16 protein-coding genes are annotated in these 16,656 nt (G+C 73.5%); 7 read left to right on the forward strand and 9 right to left on the reverse strand.

Translation table 11 applies throughout. The features are described from left to right. Nucleotides 1-11 precede the first annotated feature (11 nt). The 4 genes from GA0070603_RS24895 to GA0070603_RS24910 form a co-directional block, all read right to left on the reverse strand. A complete protein-coding gene (locus GA0070603_RS24895) occupies nt 12-1,124 on the reverse strand; it encodes an acetate/propionate family kinase (protein WP_091318524.1) in 1,113 nt (370 codons plus the stop codon). Then, nucleotides 1,121-3,187: a phosphate acetyltransferase gene (pta, locus tag GA0070603_RS24900; protein ID WP_091318527.1), complete on the reverse strand. Its 2,067-nt coding sequence runs from the start codon at nt 3,185-3,187 to the stop codon at nt 1,121-1,123. Before pta ends, GA0070603_RS24895 begins: the two co-directional genes overlap by 4 nt. Before the next feature lie 4 nt (nt 3,188-3,191). Continuing rightward, nucleotides 3,192-3,887 carry a hypothetical protein gene (locus GA0070603_RS24905; RefSeq protein WP_091318530.1) on the reverse strand — a complete coding sequence of 232 codons (696 nt, stop codon included), beginning with the start codon at nt 3,885-3,887 and terminating at the stop codon, nt 3,192-3,194. A gap of 102 nt (nt 3,888-3,989) precedes the next feature. Then, nucleotides 3,990-4,493, reverse strand: coding sequence for a GNAT family N-acetyltransferase (locus tag GA0070603_RS24910; protein ID WP_091318533.1), 504 nt, complete (start codon nt 4,491-4,493; stop codon nt 3,990-3,992). A gap of 49 nt (nt 4,494-4,542) precedes the next feature. Between GA0070603_RS24910 and GA0070603_RS24915 the strand changes: the two genes are divergently transcribed. The 3 genes from GA0070603_RS24915 to GA0070603_RS24925 all read left to right on the forward strand — a co-directional run bounded on the left by GA0070603_RS24915 (nt 4,543) and on the right by GA0070603_RS24925 (nt 6,234). Further along, nucleotides 4,543-5,115 carry a TetR family transcriptional regulator gene (locus tag GA0070603_RS24915; RefSeq protein ID WP_091318536.1) on the forward strand — a complete coding sequence of 191 codons (573 nt, stop codon included), beginning with the start codon at nt 4,543-4,545 and terminating at the stop codon, nt 5,113-5,115. 178 nt (nt 5,116-5,293) lie between these two features. After that, nucleotides 5,294-5,719, forward strand: coding sequence for a hypothetical protein (locus GA0070603_RS24920; protein WP_139131930.1), 426 nt, complete (start codon nt 5,294-5,296; stop codon nt 5,717-5,719). Continuing rightward, complete coding sequence (locus tag GA0070603_RS24925) at nt 5,716-6,234, forward strand: TetR/AcrR family transcriptional regulator (RefSeq protein WP_091318543.1); 519 nt, start codon at nt 5,716-5,718, stop codon at nt 6,232-6,234. The genes GA0070603_RS24920 and GA0070603_RS24925 overlap by 4 nt, the downstream gene beginning before the upstream one ends. Before the next feature lie 39 nt (nt 6,235-6,273). Here GA0070603_RS24925 and GA0070603_RS24930 read toward each other — a convergent pair whose 3' ends face one another. The 5 genes from GA0070603_RS24930 to GA0070603_RS24950 form a co-directional block, all read right to left on the reverse strand. Further along, nucleotides 6,274-6,453, reverse strand: coding sequence for a DUF6104 family protein (locus tag GA0070603_RS24930; protein ID WP_089009804.1), 180 nt, complete (start codon nt 6,451-6,453; stop codon nt 6,274-6,276). A 90-nt stretch (nt 6,454-6,543) separates the two neighbouring features. Continuing rightward, a complete protein-coding gene (locus tag GA0070603_RS24935) occupies nt 6,544-10,275 on the reverse strand; it encodes a multifunctional oxoglutarate decarboxylase/oxoglutarate dehydrogenase thiamine pyrophosphate-binding subunit/dihydrolipoyllysine-residue succinyltransferase subunit (RefSeq protein ID WP_091318545.1) in 3,732 nt (1,243 codons plus the stop codon). A 255-nt stretch (nt 10,276-10,530) separates the two neighbouring features. Beyond that, nucleotides 10,531-11,355 carry a DUF2705 family protein gene (locus tag GA0070603_RS24940; RefSeq protein WP_091318548.1) on the reverse strand — a complete coding sequence of 275 codons (825 nt, stop codon included), beginning with the start codon at nt 11,353-11,355 and terminating at the stop codon, nt 10,531-10,533. After that, nucleotides 11,352-12,290: an ABC transporter ATP-binding protein gene (locus GA0070603_RS24945; protein WP_091318550.1), complete on the reverse strand. Its 939-nt coding sequence runs from the start codon at nt 12,288-12,290 to the stop codon at nt 11,352-11,354. Before GA0070603_RS24945 ends, GA0070603_RS24940 begins: the two co-directional genes overlap by 4 nt. A gap of 164 nt (nt 12,291-12,454) precedes the next feature. Then, the gene (locus GA0070603_RS24950) at nt 12,455-13,111 is read right to left on the reverse strand and encodes a hypothetical protein (protein WP_091318553.1); all 657 of its coding nucleotides are present in this window, start codon (nt 13,109-13,111) and stop codon (nt 12,455-12,457) included. A 175-nt stretch (nt 13,112-13,286) separates the two neighbouring features. Between GA0070603_RS24950 and GA0070603_RS24955 the strand changes: the two genes are divergently transcribed. The 4 genes from GA0070603_RS24955 to GA0070603_RS24970 all read left to right on the forward strand — a co-directional run bounded on the left by GA0070603_RS24955 (nt 13,287) and on the right by GA0070603_RS24970 (nt 16,598). Beyond that, nucleotides 13,287-14,114: a GNAT family N-acetyltransferase gene (locus GA0070603_RS24955; RefSeq protein WP_091318555.1), complete on the forward strand. Its 828-nt coding sequence runs from the start codon at nt 13,287-13,289 to the stop codon at nt 14,112-14,114. Then, nucleotides 14,111-15,025 (forward strand): lysophospholipid acyltransferase family protein, encoded by a 915-nt coding sequence (locus GA0070603_RS24960; protein WP_091318558.1) that lies wholly within the window; start codon nt 14,111-14,113, stop codon nt 15,023-15,025. Before GA0070603_RS24955 ends, GA0070603_RS24960 begins: the two co-directional genes overlap by 4 nt. A 110-nt stretch (nt 15,026-15,135) precedes the next feature. Continuing rightward, nucleotides 15,136-15,975 (forward strand): DUF4097 family beta strand repeat-containing protein, encoded by an 840-nt coding sequence (locus tag GA0070603_RS24965; RefSeq protein ID WP_091318561.1) that lies wholly within the window; start codon nt 15,136-15,138, stop codon nt 15,973-15,975. Next, nucleotides 15,972-16,598 carry a PadR family transcriptional regulator gene (locus GA0070603_RS24970; protein WP_091318564.1) on the forward strand — a complete coding sequence of 209 codons (627 nt, stop codon included), beginning with the start codon at nt 15,972-15,974 and terminating at the stop codon, nt 16,596-16,598. The genes GA0070603_RS24965 and GA0070603_RS24970 overlap by 4 nt, the downstream gene beginning before the upstream one ends. Nucleotides 16,599-16,656: the final 58 nt, after the last annotated feature.

The following is a 16,656-nucleotide window of genomic DNA, read 5'->3' on the forward strand; positions in this document are numbered from 1 at the left end:
GACGGGCGGGGTCAGAGGTTCAGGACTTCGCGGGTCTGGCGGGCGATCTCGCGTTCCTCGTCGGTGCCGATGACGCAGACCGTGACCTCGGCGCCGTCGGGGGAGATGACCCGGTCGCCGCTGCCGGCGTTGCGCTCGGGGTCCACGGCGATGCCCAGACGTTCCAGGCCGGCCAGTGCCGCCGCGCGGACCGGGGCGGCGTGCTCGCCGACCCCGGCCGTGAAGGTGATCGCGTCGACCCGGCCGAGCAGGGCGTAGTACGCGCCCACGTACCCGGTGAGCCGGCGGCGGTAGACGTCGAAGGCCAGCGCGGCGGCCGGGTCGCCGGCGTCGCGGCGGGCCAGCACCTCCCGCATGTCGTTGACCCCGGTCAGCCCGAGCAGGCCACTGCGGTGGTTGAGCAGGTCGTCGATGTCGTCGACGCCCATCCCGGCCTCGCGGCGCAGGTGGAAGATGATCGTCGGGTCGAGGTCGCCGCTGCGGGTGCCCATGACGAGGCCCTCCAGCGGGGACATGCCCATCGACGTGGCCACGCTGCGGCCGCCCTGCACCGCGCAGGCGCTCGCCCCGTTGCCCAGGTGCAGGGTGATGGTGTTCAGCTCGTCGTACGGCCGGTCGAGCAGTTCCGCCGTGCGCCGCGAGACGTACGCGTGCGAGGTGCCGTGGAAGCCGTACCGGCGCACGCCGTACCGCTCGGCGAGGTCGCGGTCGATGGCGTACGTGGCGGCGGCCTCGGGCAGCGTGTGGTGGAACGCGGTGTCGAAGACGGCGACCTGCGGGGTGTCCGGCAGCGCCTCCCGGGCCACCCGGATGCCGGCCAGGTTGGCCGGGTTGTGCAGCGGGGCGAGCGGGACGAGGTCCTCGATGGCGGCGAGCACCTGGTCGTCGATACGCACGGGGGCGCTGAACTTCCGCCCGCCGTGGACCACCCGGTGCCCGACCCCGGCCAGCCCCGTCAGGTCGAGCCCGTCGATGATCTGCCGGACGGCGCTCTCGTGGTCGGCCGGCCCGCCGCCCGGCTCGCCGACCCGCTCGACGGTGCCCTTGGCGCGGACCTCGTCGCCGTCGTACAGCCGGTACTTCACGGAGGAGGACCCGCAGTTGAGGACCAGGATGCGGCTCATTCCGACTCCCCGGCGGCGGCCTGGATGGCGGTGATCGCCACCGTGTTGACGATGTCCGGCACGGTGGCGCCCCGGGACAGGTCGTTGACGGGCCGGCGCAGGCCCTGCATGACCGGGCCGACCGCCACGGCCCCGGCCGAGCGCTGCACCGCCTTGTACGTGTTGTTGCCGGTGTTGAGGTCCGGGAAGATGAACACCGTGGCCCGCCCCGCCACCGGGCTGTCCGGCAGCTTGGTGGCCGCGACCTGGGGGTCGATCGCCGCGTCGTACTGGATCGGGCCCTCGACCAGCAGCTCCGGCCGGCGCTCCCGGACCAGCTTGGTGGCCGCCGCGACCTTCTCCACGTCGGCGCCGAAGCCGGAGTCGCCGGTCGAGTAGGACAGCATGGCCACCCGCGGCTCGATGCCGAACCGGGCGGCCGTGTCGGCCGAGGAGATGGCGATGTCGGCGAGCTGGGCGGCGTCCGGGTCGGGGTTGACGGCGCAGTCGCCGTAGACGAGCACCCGGTCGGCGAGCAGCATGAAGAACACGCTGGAGGCGACGGAGACCCCCGGCACGGTGCGGATGATCTCGAAGGCCGGCCGGATGGTGGCCGCCGTGGTGTGGGTCGCCCCGGAGACCATGCCGTCGGCGCGGCCGGTCTGCACCATCATCGAGCCGAAGTAGTTGGGCTGGGCCACGATGTCGTGCGCCAGCTCGACGGTGACGCCCCGGTGGGCACGCAGCTTGGCGTACTCGGCGGCGAACTCGTCGCGCCACTCGCTGGTGACCGGGTCGACCACCTGCGCGTCGCCGACGTCGATGCCCAGCTCGCGGGTGCGCCGGGCCACCTCGTCGGGGCGACCGAGCAGGGTCAGGTCGGCGACGCCCCGCCGCAGCAGCACCTCCGCGGCGCGCAGGATCCGCTCCTCGGTGCCCTCGGGCAGCACCAGCCGCCGGCGCTGCGCCCGGGCGCGGTCGATCAGGTCGTTCTCGAACATCAGCGGGGTGACCCGCTCCGACCGGCTGACCCGCAGCCGGCGGGCCAGGTCGACGGTGTCCACGCAGCGCTCGAAGGCGCCCAGCGCGGCCTCCACCTTGCGCGGGTTCGCCACGCTGGGCCGGCCCTCGATGCGGCTGGACGCCGCCACCGTGTCGTAGCTGTCGCTGGTCACCGAGAGCACGGCCAGCCCGGTGTTCAGCGCCTCGAACAGGCGCATGGCCCGCGGGTCGGGCTGCTCGCCGAGGGTGAGGACCAGGCCGGCCAGGGAGACCTGGCCGGCGACGTGCGCGGCGCCGGCCGCCACGAGCAGGTCGTCCCGGTCGCCGGGGGTGATCACCAGCGCCCCGTCGGTGAAGTGCTCCAGCAGGGTGGGCACGTGCGCGGCGCCGACCACGTAGTCGAGCACGTCCCGGTCCAGCGCGGCCTGGTCGCCGGCGAGCAGGGTTGCGCCGAGCGCCGCCGCCACCTCCGCCACCGTCGGCGCCGACACGGTCGGTACCTCCGGGATGGCGTACGCGGGGACGGGCAGTTCGGGAAGCGTCATGGGCTCGGGCACCCGGTTGGCGACCACCGCCACCACCGTCGCCCCCAGGTCCTCCAGATCGTGGTACGCCCCGCGCAGCGCCCCCGCGATCGCCTCGGGCGCCTGCCCGAAGCCGTCCACCACGGGGACCACGACGCTGCTGAACTCGGTCGCCAGCCGGGCGTTGAAGGCCAGCTCGCGCGGGCCCGCCCCGTCACCGTCGGCGAAGTCGCTGCCCACCACGACCACCGCCGGGCACTGCCGCTCGACCGCCCGGTAGCGGGCCACGATGCGGGAGATCAGCTCTTCCCGGCGGCCGTCCGCGACCAGGGCGGCGGCCTCGGCGTACGTCGCGCCGTGCAGTTCCTCGATCGGCAGCCGCACCCGGTAGCGCTCGGTGAGCAGGGCGAGGATCGGGTCGGGGCCCTGACCGGAGACCAGCGGCCGGAACGCGCCGATCCGCTCGACCTGCCGGGACAGCAGCTCGGCCAGCCCGAGTGCGACCGTCGACTTGCCCCCGCCCGACCCCACGCTGGTCAGGTACACGCTGCGCGCCACGACCTCACGCTACAAGATCGCGGGGTGCCTCGCCCGGGTCCTTGGACCCCTCACCGGCGGCCCGGAGGAGCGCGTCGCTCTTCGCCACCCAGGCCGCACCGAAGGCGAAGACGGCGGCCGTCTCGCACCACAGCACCGGCTTGAGCGTGTGCCGCACGTCGGCGGGCAGTTGGGTGCTGGCGAGGGCGAGCAGGATCGCCAGCAGGATGATCCCGCCGCAGGCGCGGTAGAACCGCACGGCGGACGGGGACGGCGGCACCCCGACCCGGTCCGGGCGGGTGAACAGGGCGAGGCAGAAGACCGCGAGCAGCACGAAGAGCGCCGCGGCGGCCACCTGGTGCACCACGCCGACCCACCTGTCGCTCTGGCTGGTGGTGCCGGCCGCCGCGCCCACCGTGGTGGGGAAGAGGGCCACCGCGACCGCCAGCACCCCGGCGACGGTGCCCAGTGCGTCGTCCGGCCAGCGGTACCGGTACGCGATCAGGAACACCCCGATGGCGCAGAGCGCGCCGACGAAGACGTCGCGCATCTCGGTGTGGTAGTAGCCGCTGAGCGAGTCGAGCAGGGTGAGCCGGCGCGTCGCGACCAGGTGCCCGACGACCAGCGCCACCGGCAGCGCGATGCCGACGGATCCGATGCCGAGGCGCAGGTGGCGGACCGTCACCGCGTCCTGCGGCGGCTTGCGGGGTTCGGGGTTCATCCGTGCCTCCCCGGAGTCGGGCCGCGGGCGTTCCGGTGCGGCCTCGTCGGTCGCCTCGCTCTCCAGTGGACGCGACGGGCGCCGTCCGCGTCAACGGCCGGTTCACCCGCCGGCCGGTGCCAGCTCCCGTTCGTACACCTGGCCCGTCAGGTCCGCGCCGAAGCTGTGGTGTGGTTCCTCCTGGACCAGGCGGAAACCCCGGGAGAGGTAGATGCCGCGGGCGGCGACCAGCGGGTGGTTGGTCCAGAGTCGGATGCGGGCGTATCCCGCCCGGCGGGCGAAGGCCAGGCACTCGTCGACCAGCCGCCCGCCGAGCCGTCGGCCCCGGGCCGCGGGGTCGACCAGCAGGATCCGCAGCTGGGCCGTCTGCTCGTCGGCCGCGACGCAGAAGACGCAGCCGACCCGCTCCCCGTCCAGCTCGGCGATCCAGGCAGCCTCCCGGGCCGGGTCGTGGCCGGCGGCGTAGTCGGCGACGATCCGCGCCACGAGCGCCTCGAAGCTGCTGTCCCACCCGAACTCGGCGGCGTACGTCTCGCCGTGGGCCAGCACCACCCAGCCGAGGTCACCGGGACGGCCCAGCGGGCGAATGAGGATCTCCGCGCTCATCGACACCCCTCCACCACTGAAACAGTCGTTTCAGTGGCAGAGTAGCGCTGTGAGCCAGCACGAGCGACCCGGGAGCGCCCGCCGGGACGAACTCCTGGAGCGGGCGTACCGGTACGCCCTGGCGCACGGGCTGGCCGAGCTGTCGCTGCGCCCCCTCGCCGCCGCCATCGGGTCCAGCCCTCGGGTCCTGCTCTTCCTCTTCGGCTCCAAGGACGAGCTGATCCGTGCCCTGCTCGGCCGGGCCAGGGCCGACGAGCTGGCCGCGCTCCGGCGGGCCCGGGAGGCGGGCGGCGCCGACGACTTCGCGGCGGCGGTGCGGACCACCTGGGGCTGGCTCGTGGATCCGGCGCACCGGCCGATGCTGGTCCTCTGGGTGGAGGCGTACGGCCGCTCGCTGAGCGAGCCGGACGGGCCGTGGGCGGGATTCGCCCGGCAGACGGTGGAGGACTGGCTCGGGCTGCTGACCGAGGTGGACGGCGGCGGCGACGGCGGCCGGGACCCGGCCCTCGGCCTGGCGGTGCTGCGCGGCGCCCTGCTCGACCTGCTGGCGACCGGCGACGCCGAGCGCACGACGGCAGTCGTGGAGCGGTACCTGCGCCTCATCGGCGCGGCGGCCCGCTGAAGTCGAGCAGGGTGAGCCGCCCGGAGGCGACCAGGTGCCCGGCGATCAGGCCGATCGGCAGGGCGAGGCCCACGGCGCCGACGCCGAAGCGCATCCCCGAGAGAATCGGTTGACGCGGCTAACACTGTTAGCTAGGGTCCAAGCTAACAACGTTAGCCAACACAGGGGCGGTGCCGTGATGACCGGAACGACGACCATGGAGACGCGACCCACGACGACCGGCGGCGGTCACGTCCGGGACCGGATCGGCCGGGTGCTGCTCTGGCTGGCGGCGGTCGCAGCGGCGGCCGCGGCCCTGGGGGCGTACGCCGCGGTGGCCGACGCGGAGCCGGCCGTCACGGTGGTCGAGACGTGGCGGGCGTACGGCTTCGTGGTCTTCGCCGGGCTCTTCGCCCTGCTGGCCGTGCGGCCCCGGGGCTACCGCGGGGTGTGGCCGCTGGTCATCTTCCACAAGGTGGCCATGACGCTGACCGCGCTCGCCTACACGCGGAACGCCGCGATCGAGGGGACCGGCAACATCCTGGTCTGGGACGGCGCCCTGTCGGTGCTGCTCGTCCTGGCCTTCGTGCTCTGCCGCGGCTGGGTGGCGGAGCCGCGCCGGTGAACCGCCGCGAGGAGATCGTTGACGCGGCCGAACGCCTGCTGGAGCGCGCCGGGCCGGAGGCCGTCACGATGCGCCGGCTCGCCGACGAGCTCGGCATCCAGGCGCCGTCGTTGTACAAGCACGTCGCGGGAAAGCCCGAGATCGAGGCCGCCCTCCAGGAGCGGGCGTTGCAGCGGCTCGCCGCGGCCCTGGAGTCGGCGCCGGACCTGCCGTCCCTCGCGGCCGCGTACCGCGACTGGGCGCTCCGGCATCCCCGGCTGTACGAGATCGCCACCCGGCTGCCGCTGGCGCGCGACCGCCTGGCGCCCGGCGTGGAGGCGGCCGCCGCGGCGCCGCTGCTCCGGGTGACCGGGGGCGACCTGACGGCGGCACGCGCGCTCTGGGGCCTGGCGCACGGGCTGGTCGACCTGGAACTGGCCGGCCGGTTCCCGCCCGGGGCCGACCTCGACGCGGTGTGGGCGCACGCCATGGCCGAGCGGGTCGCACCCGGGGGCGGCTCGGGCGCCGCGGGCTGAGCGTCCGGCCGCGCGGTCGGGGGCGACGGCGTCAGGGGGTCACTCGTCGTCCTCGTCGTCCAGCCGGGCCAGCCAGGTGGCGAACCGCTCGATCGGGGTCTCGAACTCGGGATTCAGGTCCACGAAGTCGCGCAGCCGCTCGCCCAGCCACTCCAGGCTCACCTGCTCGTCGCCCCGGCGCTCGACCAGTTCCTCGATGCCACGGTCGGTGAAGTACATCTGCGTCCTCTCGACGGAGAAGGGCCGCCACGCGGGAGGGGCAGCGGCCGTCGTACGGTCGCTGCCCCTCGTGCCGGCGGTGCGGTCAGGTCACGGGCGGGGGAGGGCCGCCTCGATCAGGGCGTTCTGCTCGACCTCGTGCATCTTCGCCGAGCCGACCGCCGGGGCGGCGGCGGCGGGGCGGGAGATGCGGCGCAGCCGGACCTCGGGCAGGTGCTCCAGCAGGTTGAGCGCGACGAACGACCAGGCGCCCTGGTTGGCCGGCTCCTCCTGGACCCAGGCGAAGTCCTCGGCGTTGGGGTACTGCGACAGGGCGGCCCGCACCTCCTCGACGGGCAGCGGGTAGAGCTGCTCCATGCGGAGGATCACGGTGTCGGTCACGCCCCGCTCCTGCCGGGCCTGGAACAGGTCGTAGTAGACCTTGCCCGAGCAGAGCAGCACCCGCTTCACCTGCTCCGGCGCCGGAGCGGCGGTGTCGGCCAGCACCGGCTGGAAGGTGCCCGTGGTGAAGTCCTCCACCTGCGAGACGCAGAGCTTGTGCCGCAGCAGCGACTTCGGGGTGAAGACCACGAGCGGCTTGCGCTTGGGCGACAGGGCCTGGCGGCGCAGCAGGTGGAAGTAGTTCGCCGGGGTGGTCGGGATGGCCACCCGCATGTTGTCCTCGGCGCAGAGCTGGAGGAACCGCTCCGGGCGGCCGGACGTGTGGTCCGGGCCCTGGCCCTCGTGGCCGTGCGGCAGCAGCAGGGTGACGGCGGAGCGCTGGCCCCACTTCACCTCGCCGGAGGAGATGAACTCGTCGATGACCGACTGGGCGCCGTTGACGAAGTCACCGAACTGCGCCTCCCAGGCGACAAGCGCGTTGACGTTCTCCACCGAGTAGCCGTACTCGAAGCCCATGGCCGCGTATTCCGACAGCAGCGAGTCGTGCACGAAGAAGCGGGACCGCTCGCCGTCGCCGGTGAGCGACTTCAGCGGCAGGTAGTCGTCGCCGGTCTTCGCGTCGACCACCGACGCGTGCCGCTGGACGAAGGTGCCGCGGCGGGAGTCCTGCCCGGCGAGCCGGACGGTGACCCCGTCGTGCAGCAGCGCGCCGAACGCGATGATCTCGCCGAAGCCCCAGTCGATGCCGCCCTCGACGGACATCTTGCGCCGCCGCTCCAGCAGCTGCTGGATCCGCTTGTGCGGGGTGAAGCCCTCCGGCAGGTTGACGTGCGCCTCGCCGATCGCCTTGACCACGGCGGCGTCGGTGGCGGTCTCGACCTGCGGCTCCGGCTCGTCCTCGCGGCGCGGCCGGCTGAGCTGGCGCGGCGTGGTGGCGGCGTCGCGGGTGGCCTTGAAGACCCGCTCCAGCTGCGACTGGTAGTCGCGCAGCAGCTCCTCCGCGTCCTCCACGGTGATGTCACCCCGCCCGATGAGCTCCTCGGTGTAGAGCTTCCGGACCGACCGCTTCGAGTCGATGATCTTGTACATCTGCGGGTTGGACATCGACGGGTCGTCGCCCTCGTTGTGCCCGCGCCGGCGGTAGCAGACCATGTCGATCACGACGTCCTTGTTGAACGCCTGCCGGTACTCGAAGGCGAGCCGGGCCACCCGGACGACGGCCTCGGGGTCGTCGCCGTTGACGTGGAAGATCGGCGCCTGGATCATCCGGGCCACGTCGGTGCTGTAGAGGCTGGACCGGCTGTATTCCGGGGCGGTGGTGAAGCCGACCTGGTTGTTGACCACCACGTGCACGGTGCCGCCGGTGCGGTAGCCGCGCAGCTGGGACAGGTTGAGGGTCTCGGCGACCACCCCCTGGCCGGCGAAGGCGGCGTCACCGTGCACCGCCAGCGGCAGCACGGTGTAGCCCTCCAGCTTGAGGTCGATCCGGTCCTGCTTGGCGCGGACGATGCCCTCCAGCACCGGGTCCACGGCCTCCAGGTGCGACGGGTTCGCCACCACCGACACCTTGACGGCGTGCGCGCCGTCCGGGGTGGTGAACTTGCCGTTCTGCCCGAGGTGGTACTTCACGTCGCCCGAGCCCTGCGTGGAGCGCGGGTCGAGGTGCCCCTCGAACTCGGAGAAGATCTTCTCGTACGGCTTGCCGACGATGTTGGCCAGCACGTTGAGCCGGCCGCGGTGGGCCATGCCGATGACGACCTCGTCGAGCCCGCCCTCGGCCGAGCACTCCAGGACCTCGCCGAGCAGCGGGATCAGCGACTCGCCGCCCTCCAGCGAGAAGCGCTTCTGGCCGACGTACTTGGTCTGCAGGAAGGTCTCGAAGGCCTCGGCGGCGTTGAGCCGGTTGAGCACGTGCTTCTGCTCGTCGGCGCTTGGCTTCTCGTAACGGCGCTCGATCCGCTCCTGGATCCAGCGGCGCTCCTCCGGGTCCTGGATGTGCATGTACTCGATGCCGACGCGGCGGCAGTAGGAGTCGCGCAGCACGCCGAGGATCTCGCGCAGCTTCATCCGCTGCTTGCCGGCGAAGCCGTTGACCGGGAAGACCCGGTCCAGGTCCCACAGGGTCAGCCCGTGCTGGAGGACGTCCAGGTCGGGGTGCTTGCGGATCTTGAACTCGAGCGGGTCGGTGTCGGCCATGAGGTGGCCGCGCACCCGGTACGCGTGGATCAGCTCGTGCACCCGGGCGGTCTTGTTGATCTGACCCTCGGAGTCGACCGCCACGTCCCGCACCCAGCGCACCGGCTCGTAGGGGATGCGCAGCGAGGTGAAGATCTGGTCGTAGAAGCCGCGCTCGCCGAGCAGCAGCTCGTGCATCACCTTGAGGAACTCGCCGGACTGGGCGCCCTGGATGATCCGGTGGTCGTACGTGCTGGTCAGCGTGATGATCTTGCTGACCGCCAGCTCGGCCAGGGTCGCCTCGCTCATGCCCTGGTACGGCGCCGGGTACTCCATCGCGCCGACGCCGATGATGGCGCTCTGGCCCTGCATGAGGCGCGGGATCGAGTGGACCGTGCCGATGCCGCCCGGGTTGGTCAGCGAGATCGTGGTGCCGGCGTAGTCCTCCATGGTCAGTTCGTTGCGGCGGGCGCGCCGGACCACGTCCTCGTACGCCTGCCAGAACTGCCGGAAGTCCATCTGCTCGCAGCCCTTGATGGAGGGCACCACGAGGTTGCGGGAGCCGTCCGGCTTGGCCAGGTCGATGGCGATGCCCAGGTTGACGTGCTCCGGGCGGACCATCGCCGGCTTGCCGTCGACCTCGGCGAAGGAGTTGTTCATCTCCGGGTGCTCGACAAGCGCCCGGACCATCGCGTAGCCGATCAGGTGGGTGAAGCTCACCTTGCCGCCGCGACCGCGGGCCAGGTGGTTGTTGATCACGATGCGGTTGTCCACCAGCAGCTTCGCCGGCACGGCGCGGACGCTCGTCGCGGTCGGCACGGCGAGCGAGGCGTCCATGTTCTGGACGATCTTGGCGGCGACCCCGCGCAGCGGGGTGGTGCCGGCGCCGCTCACGGCCGGCGCCTTGGCGGCCGGCTTGGCCGGGGCGGCCTTCTTCGCGGGAGCCGGCTCCGGGGCCTTCGCCGCCGGCTTGGCGGCCGGCTTCGCCGGGGCGGGCGCGGGCTTGGCGGCGGGCTGCTGGCTGACCGTGGCGACGGCCTCCTGCTGCTCGGCCGGCTCGGGCCGGGCGTCAGCCGGGGCGGGCTTGGCCTCGGGGCGCGGGGTGGCGGCACCCGGCGCCGGCCGGTAGTCGGCGAAGAAGTCGTGCCAGGCCGAGTCGACGCTCGAGGGGTCGGCGAGGTAACGCTGGTACATCTCCTCGACGATCCACTCGTTCGGGCCGAAACCCGCCAGTGGGTTCTCCTGCGAAGTCTGCTGGGTCGACACGGCCGCTAATCGCCTCTTTCACGCGGTTGTGAATGTCACGCGGTGGCTCCCGTGCCCGTTTCGGGACGCACGGGAGACGGGTCCCAGGCTACGCCGTGCGATCGGCGCAGGCATTCTCGCCTCCGGCTGGTGGTCCGTTTCACAGAAGATGCCAGAAGTTCGGCAAACGCTGCGTGGCCCGTCGACTCCTGCTAGGCGACGACGGCCCCGGTCGGTGACGCGCTGTCACCGGCCGGGGCCCTGTCGGAATCGACCTCAGGAGATGTCGCGACGCCTGATGGTCAGGACACCGATCACGCCGGCCACCACGGCGTACCCGATCAGCACCGCCGCACCCGCCCAGCGCGGCGGGTTGCCGGGGATGTCGGCGCCGCTCACCATGAGCGACGACGCCAGCGACGGCACGAGGAGCTGGAGCTGGTTGATCCAGTCACCGAACTTCGCGGCCAGCAGGCCGATGGCGATGGCCGCGCCGATGGCGCCGCCCAGGTAGAGCAGGATGCCGGTCACCGTGGCGCCGATCTGGCTGCGGATCAGCACGCCGAGCCCGACGCCCAGCACCGACCAGAGCAGGTACGCCAGCCCGTTGAGGGCCACCGCGCGCCAGACCGCCCCGCTGCCCAACTGGGCGCCGACGTCCGTGGCGTTCAGGATCAGCGGCGCGAACACGAGGTTCAGCAGGGTGGTGCCCACCCAGAAGAGCAGTGCCAGCGTGCCGGCGGCGACCAGCTTGGCCACCATCACGGCGGTGCGGTGCGGCGCCGTGAGGAACGTGGTGGTCACCGTCTGGTGGAAGAACTCGCTGGTCACCACCACGATGCCGAGCAGCATCACGATGAGCAGCCCGAAGAACTGGCCGTTGGTGTAGAGGTTGGCGGCCAGGCTGTCGGCGCTGGAGACGGCCTGCACCTGGTCCGCCTGGTCGGCCGGCACCTCGCCCATGTTCCCGCTGGTCAGGGCCTCCGTCTGCAACCAGTTGAAGAGCAGCGCGAGGCCCCACAGCGGCACGGTGATGAGCGCGAAGACCCACCAGGTGTTCGTGGTACGGATCTTGAGCAGCTCGGATCGGACCAGGTTCATCGGATCTCCGCCTTTCCGGCCGTTAGCTCCAGGAAGACACCTTCCAGGTCGGGGCGTTCGGTGGTCAGCTCGTGCAGCTCCACCTTGGCGGCGAGCGCCACCCGGCCGACCGTCGGCGCGTCCACACCGGTCACCAGGAGCACGCCGTGCCCGTCGGTGTCCACCGTGGCCGCCTGCTCGCGCAGGGCCGCCGTCAGCTCGTCGGCCTGCGGGGTGCGTACCCGGATCCGGGAGCCGTGCGTCATCGAGCTCATCACCTGCTCGACGGGCCCCTGCCGGACCAGCTTGCCGGCCGCGATGATCACCACGTCGTCGGCGAGCAACTGCATCTCGGAGAGCAGGTGGCTGGAGACCAGCACGGTGCGTCCCTCGGCGGCCAGCCCTTTGAGGAAGCCGCGCATCCAGCGGATCCCCTCCGGGTCCAGGCCGTTGGCCGGCTCGTCGAGGATCAGCACCCGCGGGTCGCCGAGCATGGCGGCGGCGATCCCGAGCCGCTGCTTCATGCCCAGCGAGTAGCCCTTGAACTTGCGCTTGGCGGCCGGGGTGAGCCCCACCAGGGCGAGCGCCTCGTCGGCCCGCCCGCGGGGCAGGCCCGCCGCCGCGCAGATCACCCGCAGGTGGTTGATCCCGGTGCGGCCCTTGTGCGCGCTGGACGCCTCAAGCACCGCGCCCACCGTGCGCAGCGGGTCGGCCAGGTCGGCGTACCGGTGGCCGCCGATGGTGGCCTCGCCCGCGGTCGGCGTGACCAGGTTGAGCAGCATGCGCAGGGTGGTCGTCTTACCGGCGCCGTTCGGGCCGAGGAAACCGGTGACCCGGCCCGGCTGGACGGTGAAGGACAGGTTGTCCACCGCCCGGACGTTCTTGTATTCCTTCGTCAGTCCGGACACCACGATCTGGCCGGTCCCGGCGTTGGGGCTCCACTGCCCGTCGGACATCGTTCTCCTCTCCTGCCACGGCGGGCTTCGGGGCACGCCGGTGGGGACGCCGTTGCGGGGCGCCGAGCACAGCCTTCCAACCCCGTGCAAGGGGGTCAATCAGGCGGGATGCGTACGCCCTCCTCCCCTGGGGGCAGGAGCGGATCATCCCCAGGGAGGAGAGATCAGGCCGGCGGCAACGCGATCCAGGTGGCCCGGGCCTGCCCGAGCAGCGCTCCGTCCGGGCCGTAGAGGCTGGAGTGGACCTCGGCCTTGCGTCCTGAGCCGCCCACCATGGCCCCGGTCACCACGCACTCGTCGCCGGGGCGCGGCAGCGCCGTGACCTGCGCGGCGATCCGACCCAGCACGTACGGGCGGCCGGGCGCGATCACCGCCCAGCCGCCGGGGCAGTCCAGCGCCGCCCAGACGGTGGCCGGCACCACCTCGGCCGGGGCGCGGAACGGCGCGGCGGTCCGCCCGTCGGGCAGCCGGCCCGGGAAGATCCGCAGCCCCGCCGGGTTCGCCGGCCCGCAGACGTAGCAGCCGGGGAAGGGATGGTCCACCAGACCCGGGTACGCCTTCGCGGCGGCCTCGGCCGTCGGCCGGTCCACCGGCGGCACCACGGCGTCGACCGGCTCGACCCGGCGTACCTGGGCGATCACCTGGCCGTCCGGGTCGCGGATCTCGCCGTCGGCGGCGGTCAGCGGGGTCTCCAGCGGGGGCGGCTTGCGCAGGGTGACCTCCACCGGGCCCCGGTCGTCCACCGCGGCGGCGAAGATCCCGGCGCTCCAGCCGCCGTTGCCCGAGCCCTCCGGTCCGTGGAAACGGGACTCGATGATCATGTGGCACCTCCGGGTTCCGACCGCCGGCCTCGTCGCCGGGTCCGCCCGGGCAGCCTCGCACGCGGGCTCCGGCCCGCCGCAGGTGAGGGGGTGTGCCGGTGCGCCGGCCGCCGTTCACCGGATCGACACCCCTCATCCCAGGGGCCGGCAACCCGGGCACCTTACACAGATACCCATGGCCGTTCTGCACGCCGCTGGCGCACCCCTCACGACCAGCGGATACACCCTGCTGATCGCCGACGACCCGACAGTGGTCGCGGCCGCGCAACGCCTGCGTCACGAGGTGTTCGCCAGCGAACTCGGCGCCACCCTGCACCCGGGGGCCGCCGGGCTCGACACCGACGAGTTCGACGCCCACTGCGACCACCTGGTCGTGCTGCGCGAGGGCACCGACGAGGTGGTCGGCACCTACCGGCTGCTGCCGCCCGGACGCACCGACCGCCGGTACGCCGACGGCGAGTTCGACCTGGCCCCGCTGGCCCCGCTCCGCGACGACCTGGTCGAGGCGGGCAGGTCCTGCGTGCACCCGGACCACCGCTCCGGCGCCGTGATCAACCTGATGTGGGCCGGGATCACCCGCTACCTGCACCTGCGCGGCTCCCGGTGGCTGGGCGGCTGCGCCTCGGTGCCGGTGAGCGACGGCGGGACCGCCGCCGCCGAGGTCTGGTCCCAGGTCACCGCCCGCCATCTGGCCCCGCCGCCGCTGCGGGTGACGCCCCGCCGGCCCTGGTTCGCCGAGGCCCCCGCCACCGCCGACCCGGAGTTGTCGCCCGACGGCTCCAGGTCGGGGCGCGGCGACAGACGCGCCGAGCTGGAGTTGTCGCCCGCCGAGCGCCGGGCGCTGGTCCCGCCGCTGCTGCGCGGCTACCTGCGGCTCGGCGCCTGGGTCTGCGGGGAGCCGGCGTACGACCCGGACTTCGACTGCGCCGACTTCTACGTGCTGTTCTCGCTGGACCGGATGAACCCGCGCTACCTGCGGCACTTCCTGGGTGCGGCGGCGTGACCGGCGACGGGCTGTGGCGCCCCGCGTCGGGCTGCGGGCCGCGCTGTCTGCCGGCGGCCACCGCGCCGGACGTGTCGCTGCCGCGCCGGGCGGGGCGGCTGCTCGGCGTACTCGCAATGCTGCTGGCCGGGGTCGGCCTGGCCGCGCTGCTGCCGCTGCTGCCGGCAGGGGTCCGGCGGGCCGCGCTGCGCGGCTGGGCCCGGTGGACGCTGCGCGCCCTCGGCGTGCGGCTGCTGGCGCGCGGCCGCCTGCCGCGCGGGCGGGCGCTGCTGGTCGCCAACCACGTCTCCTGGCTGGACGTCCTCGCGGTGCTCGCGGTCGCCCCCGCCCGGATGCTGGCCAAGCGGGAGGTCCGCGACTGGCCGGTGGTGGGCGCGCTGGCCGCCGCGGCCGGCACGGTCTTCGTGGACCGGTCGCGGCCGCGGGAGCTGCCGGCAACCGTCGGCCGGGTGGCCGCTGCGCTGCGCGCCGGGCACTCCGTGGCGGTGTTCCCGGAGGGCACGACCTGGTGCGGCGCGGCGCCCGGCTGCCGGCCCGGCCGGGGTTTCCGGCCGGCCGTCTTCCAGGCCGCGGTGGACGCCGGGGTGCCGGTCGTCCCGCTCGGGCTGGGCTACCGGTACGCGGGCGACCCGAGCACCCTGCCCGCGTTCCTCGGCGAGGAGACGCTCTGGGAGTCGGCCCGCCGGGTGCTGGCGGCCCGGGACCTGACCGTGGCGGTGACGGTGGCCGCCGCGCTGCACCCGGCCGGCGGGGCCGACCGGCGGGCGCTGGCGCGGGCGGCGGAGTCGGCGATCCAGCCGGCCCCGGTCCGCGCGCCGGTCCGGCGCCGGGCGACGACCGGCGTGCGGATCGTCCGGCCGGTGGCGCCGCCGCCGGTGGGGGCGGAGGTGGGGCTGGACCTGGTGGCCTGACGCGAACGCGACACAGTCGCGACAGTCTTGTTCAGTCGCGATGTATCGCGTTATGCTTCTCCCATCACTCGACGCGCCGCCGACCGGCGTGTCACCGAGGGGAGGACGCCATGACCCGCTGGAAGGTCGACGGTCCGCAACGGATCACCCTGGACGAGCCGGTCACCCGGCTGGACGTCCGGCTCATCAGCGGCCGCCTCAACGTGGTCGCCTCCGACGGGCCGGCCCGGGTGGACGTCACCCGGGTCAGCAGCCAGCCGGTCATCGTCGAGCTGCGCGACGGCCGGCTCGTCGTCGCCCACGAGCGCCCGCCCCGCTGGCCCGGGATGCTCTGGTGGCTCGGCCAGCTCGGCCGCCGGTTCCGGGCCGAGGTCTCCATCGCCGTCCCCGCCCACGTGCTGGCCGACCTGCAACTGGTGGACGGCTCGCTGGTCGCCTCCGGCCTGCGCCGGGACACCCGGGTCGACGTCACCTCCGGTCAGGTCACCCTCATGGGGCTGCGCGGTCACACCTCGGCGAAGGTCACCTCGGGCCCGGTCGAGGCGCTCGGCGTCGGCGGCGACCTCAACCTGGAGACGGTCTCCGGCGAGCTGATCCTCGCCGACAGCGCGCCCGAGCGGGTGCGTGCCCACGCCGTCTCCGGGTCCATCACCTGCGACCTGGACAACCCGCGCGGCAGCGAGATCCGGCTCAGCGCCATCTCCGGCAGCATCACCGTCCGGGTCCGCGAGGACAGCGACCTCACCGTCCACCTGCACACCACCTCCGGCCGGATCACCAGCGGCTTCCCGCAGGTCAGCGCCGGCCAGCACGGGTTCGGCGCGGTGAAGGACAGCCACGGGGTGCTCGGCGGGGGCGCGGGTAAGCTCTGGGCGTCCGCGACCTCCGGCAGCATCGCGCTGCTCGCCCGTCCCATCGAGGACGCCGACGACGTGGAGGAGCTGCCGTGACCGCCGTGTTCAGTCACGGGCGGCTCCGGCTCTACCTGCTCAAGCTGCTCGACGACGGGCCGAAGCACGGCTACGAGCTGATCCGCCTGCTGGAGGACCGCTTCCTCGGCCTCTACGCGCCCAGCGCCGGCACCATCTACCCCCGTCTGCAACGGCTGGAGGTGGAGGGGCTGGTCAGCCACACCGCCGCCGGCGGCCGCAAGGTCTACGAGATCACCGACGCGGGCCGCGCCGAGCTGCGGCAGCGCGCCGAGGAGCTGGCCACCCTGGAATCGGACATCACCGCCTCCGTCGAGGACCTGTCGGCGCTGGCCGGCGAGATCCGCACCGAGGTACGCGGCTCCGTGCGCGACCTGAAGCGGGAGCTGCGCGAGGCGGCCCGGCAGACCCGCCAGGCCCGCTGGGCGCCCCCGCCCCCGCCGACCACCCGCCCGCCGCGCAACGGCGCTCCCGGCCCGGCCGCGGAGTCACCCCTGCTCGCCGAGTTCGACAAGCGGCTGGCCGCGTTCACCGTCGAGGTCGGCGCGCTGGTGCGGGCCGGGCGGCTCACCGACACCCAGCTCCGTACGGCCATCCGCCTGCTCGACGGCGCGCTGGACGGCCTGCGCCGGCTGCTCCGCTAGGCGGCCGGCGGCTCACAGGTTGTTTCCAGGGTCCACCCAGCGCGGCCGCAGCGAAAGC

The organism is Micromonospora chersina (assembly GCF_900091475.1).
In the GTDB taxonomy this organism is placed as follows: domain Bacteria; phylum Actinomycetota; class Actinomycetes; order Mycobacteriales; family Micromonosporaceae; genus Micromonospora; species Micromonospora chersina.

Bases quoted from the DNA above. Each gene is read 5' to 3' on its own strand.
- GA0070603_RS24895 (WP_091318524.1), bottom strand. From the start codon at position 1,124: ATGAGCCGCATCCTGGTCCTCAACTGCGGGTCCTCCTCCGTGAAGTAC.
- GA0070603_RS24905 (WP_091318530.1), bottom strand. From the start codon at position 3,887: ATGAACCCCGAACCCCGCAAGCCGCCGCAGGACGCGGTGACGGTCCGC.
- GA0070603_RS24910 (WP_091318533.1), bottom strand. From the start codon at position 4,493: ATGAGCGCGGAGATCCTCATTCGCCCGCTGGGCCGTCCCGGTGACCTC.
- GA0070603_RS24920 (WP_139131930.1), top strand. From the start codon at position 5,294: ATGACCGGAACGACGACCATGGAGACGCGACCCACGACGACCGGCGGC.
- GA0070603_RS24930 (WP_089009804.1), bottom strand. From the start codon at position 6,453: ATGTACTTCACCGACCGTGGCATCGAGGAACTGGTCGAGCGCCGGGGC.
- GA0070603_RS24940 (WP_091318548.1), bottom strand. From the start codon at position 11,355: ATGAACCTGGTCCGATCCGAGCTGCTCAAGATCCGTACCACGAACACC.
- GA0070603_RS24945 (WP_091318550.1), bottom strand. From the start codon at position 12,290: ATGTCCGACGGGCAGTGGAGCCCCAACGCCGGGACCGGCCAGATCGTG.
- GA0070603_RS24950 (WP_091318553.1), bottom strand. From the start codon at position 13,111: ATGATCATCGAGTCCCGTTTCCACGGACCGGAGGGCTCGGGCAACGGC.
- GA0070603_RS24955 (WP_091318555.1), top strand. From the start codon at position 13,287: ATGGCCGTTCTGCACGCCGCTGGCGCACCCCTCACGACCAGCGGATAC.
- GA0070603_RS24965 (WP_091318561.1), top strand. From the start codon at position 15,136: ATGACCCGCTGGAAGGTCGACGGTCCGCAACGGATCACCCTGGACGAG.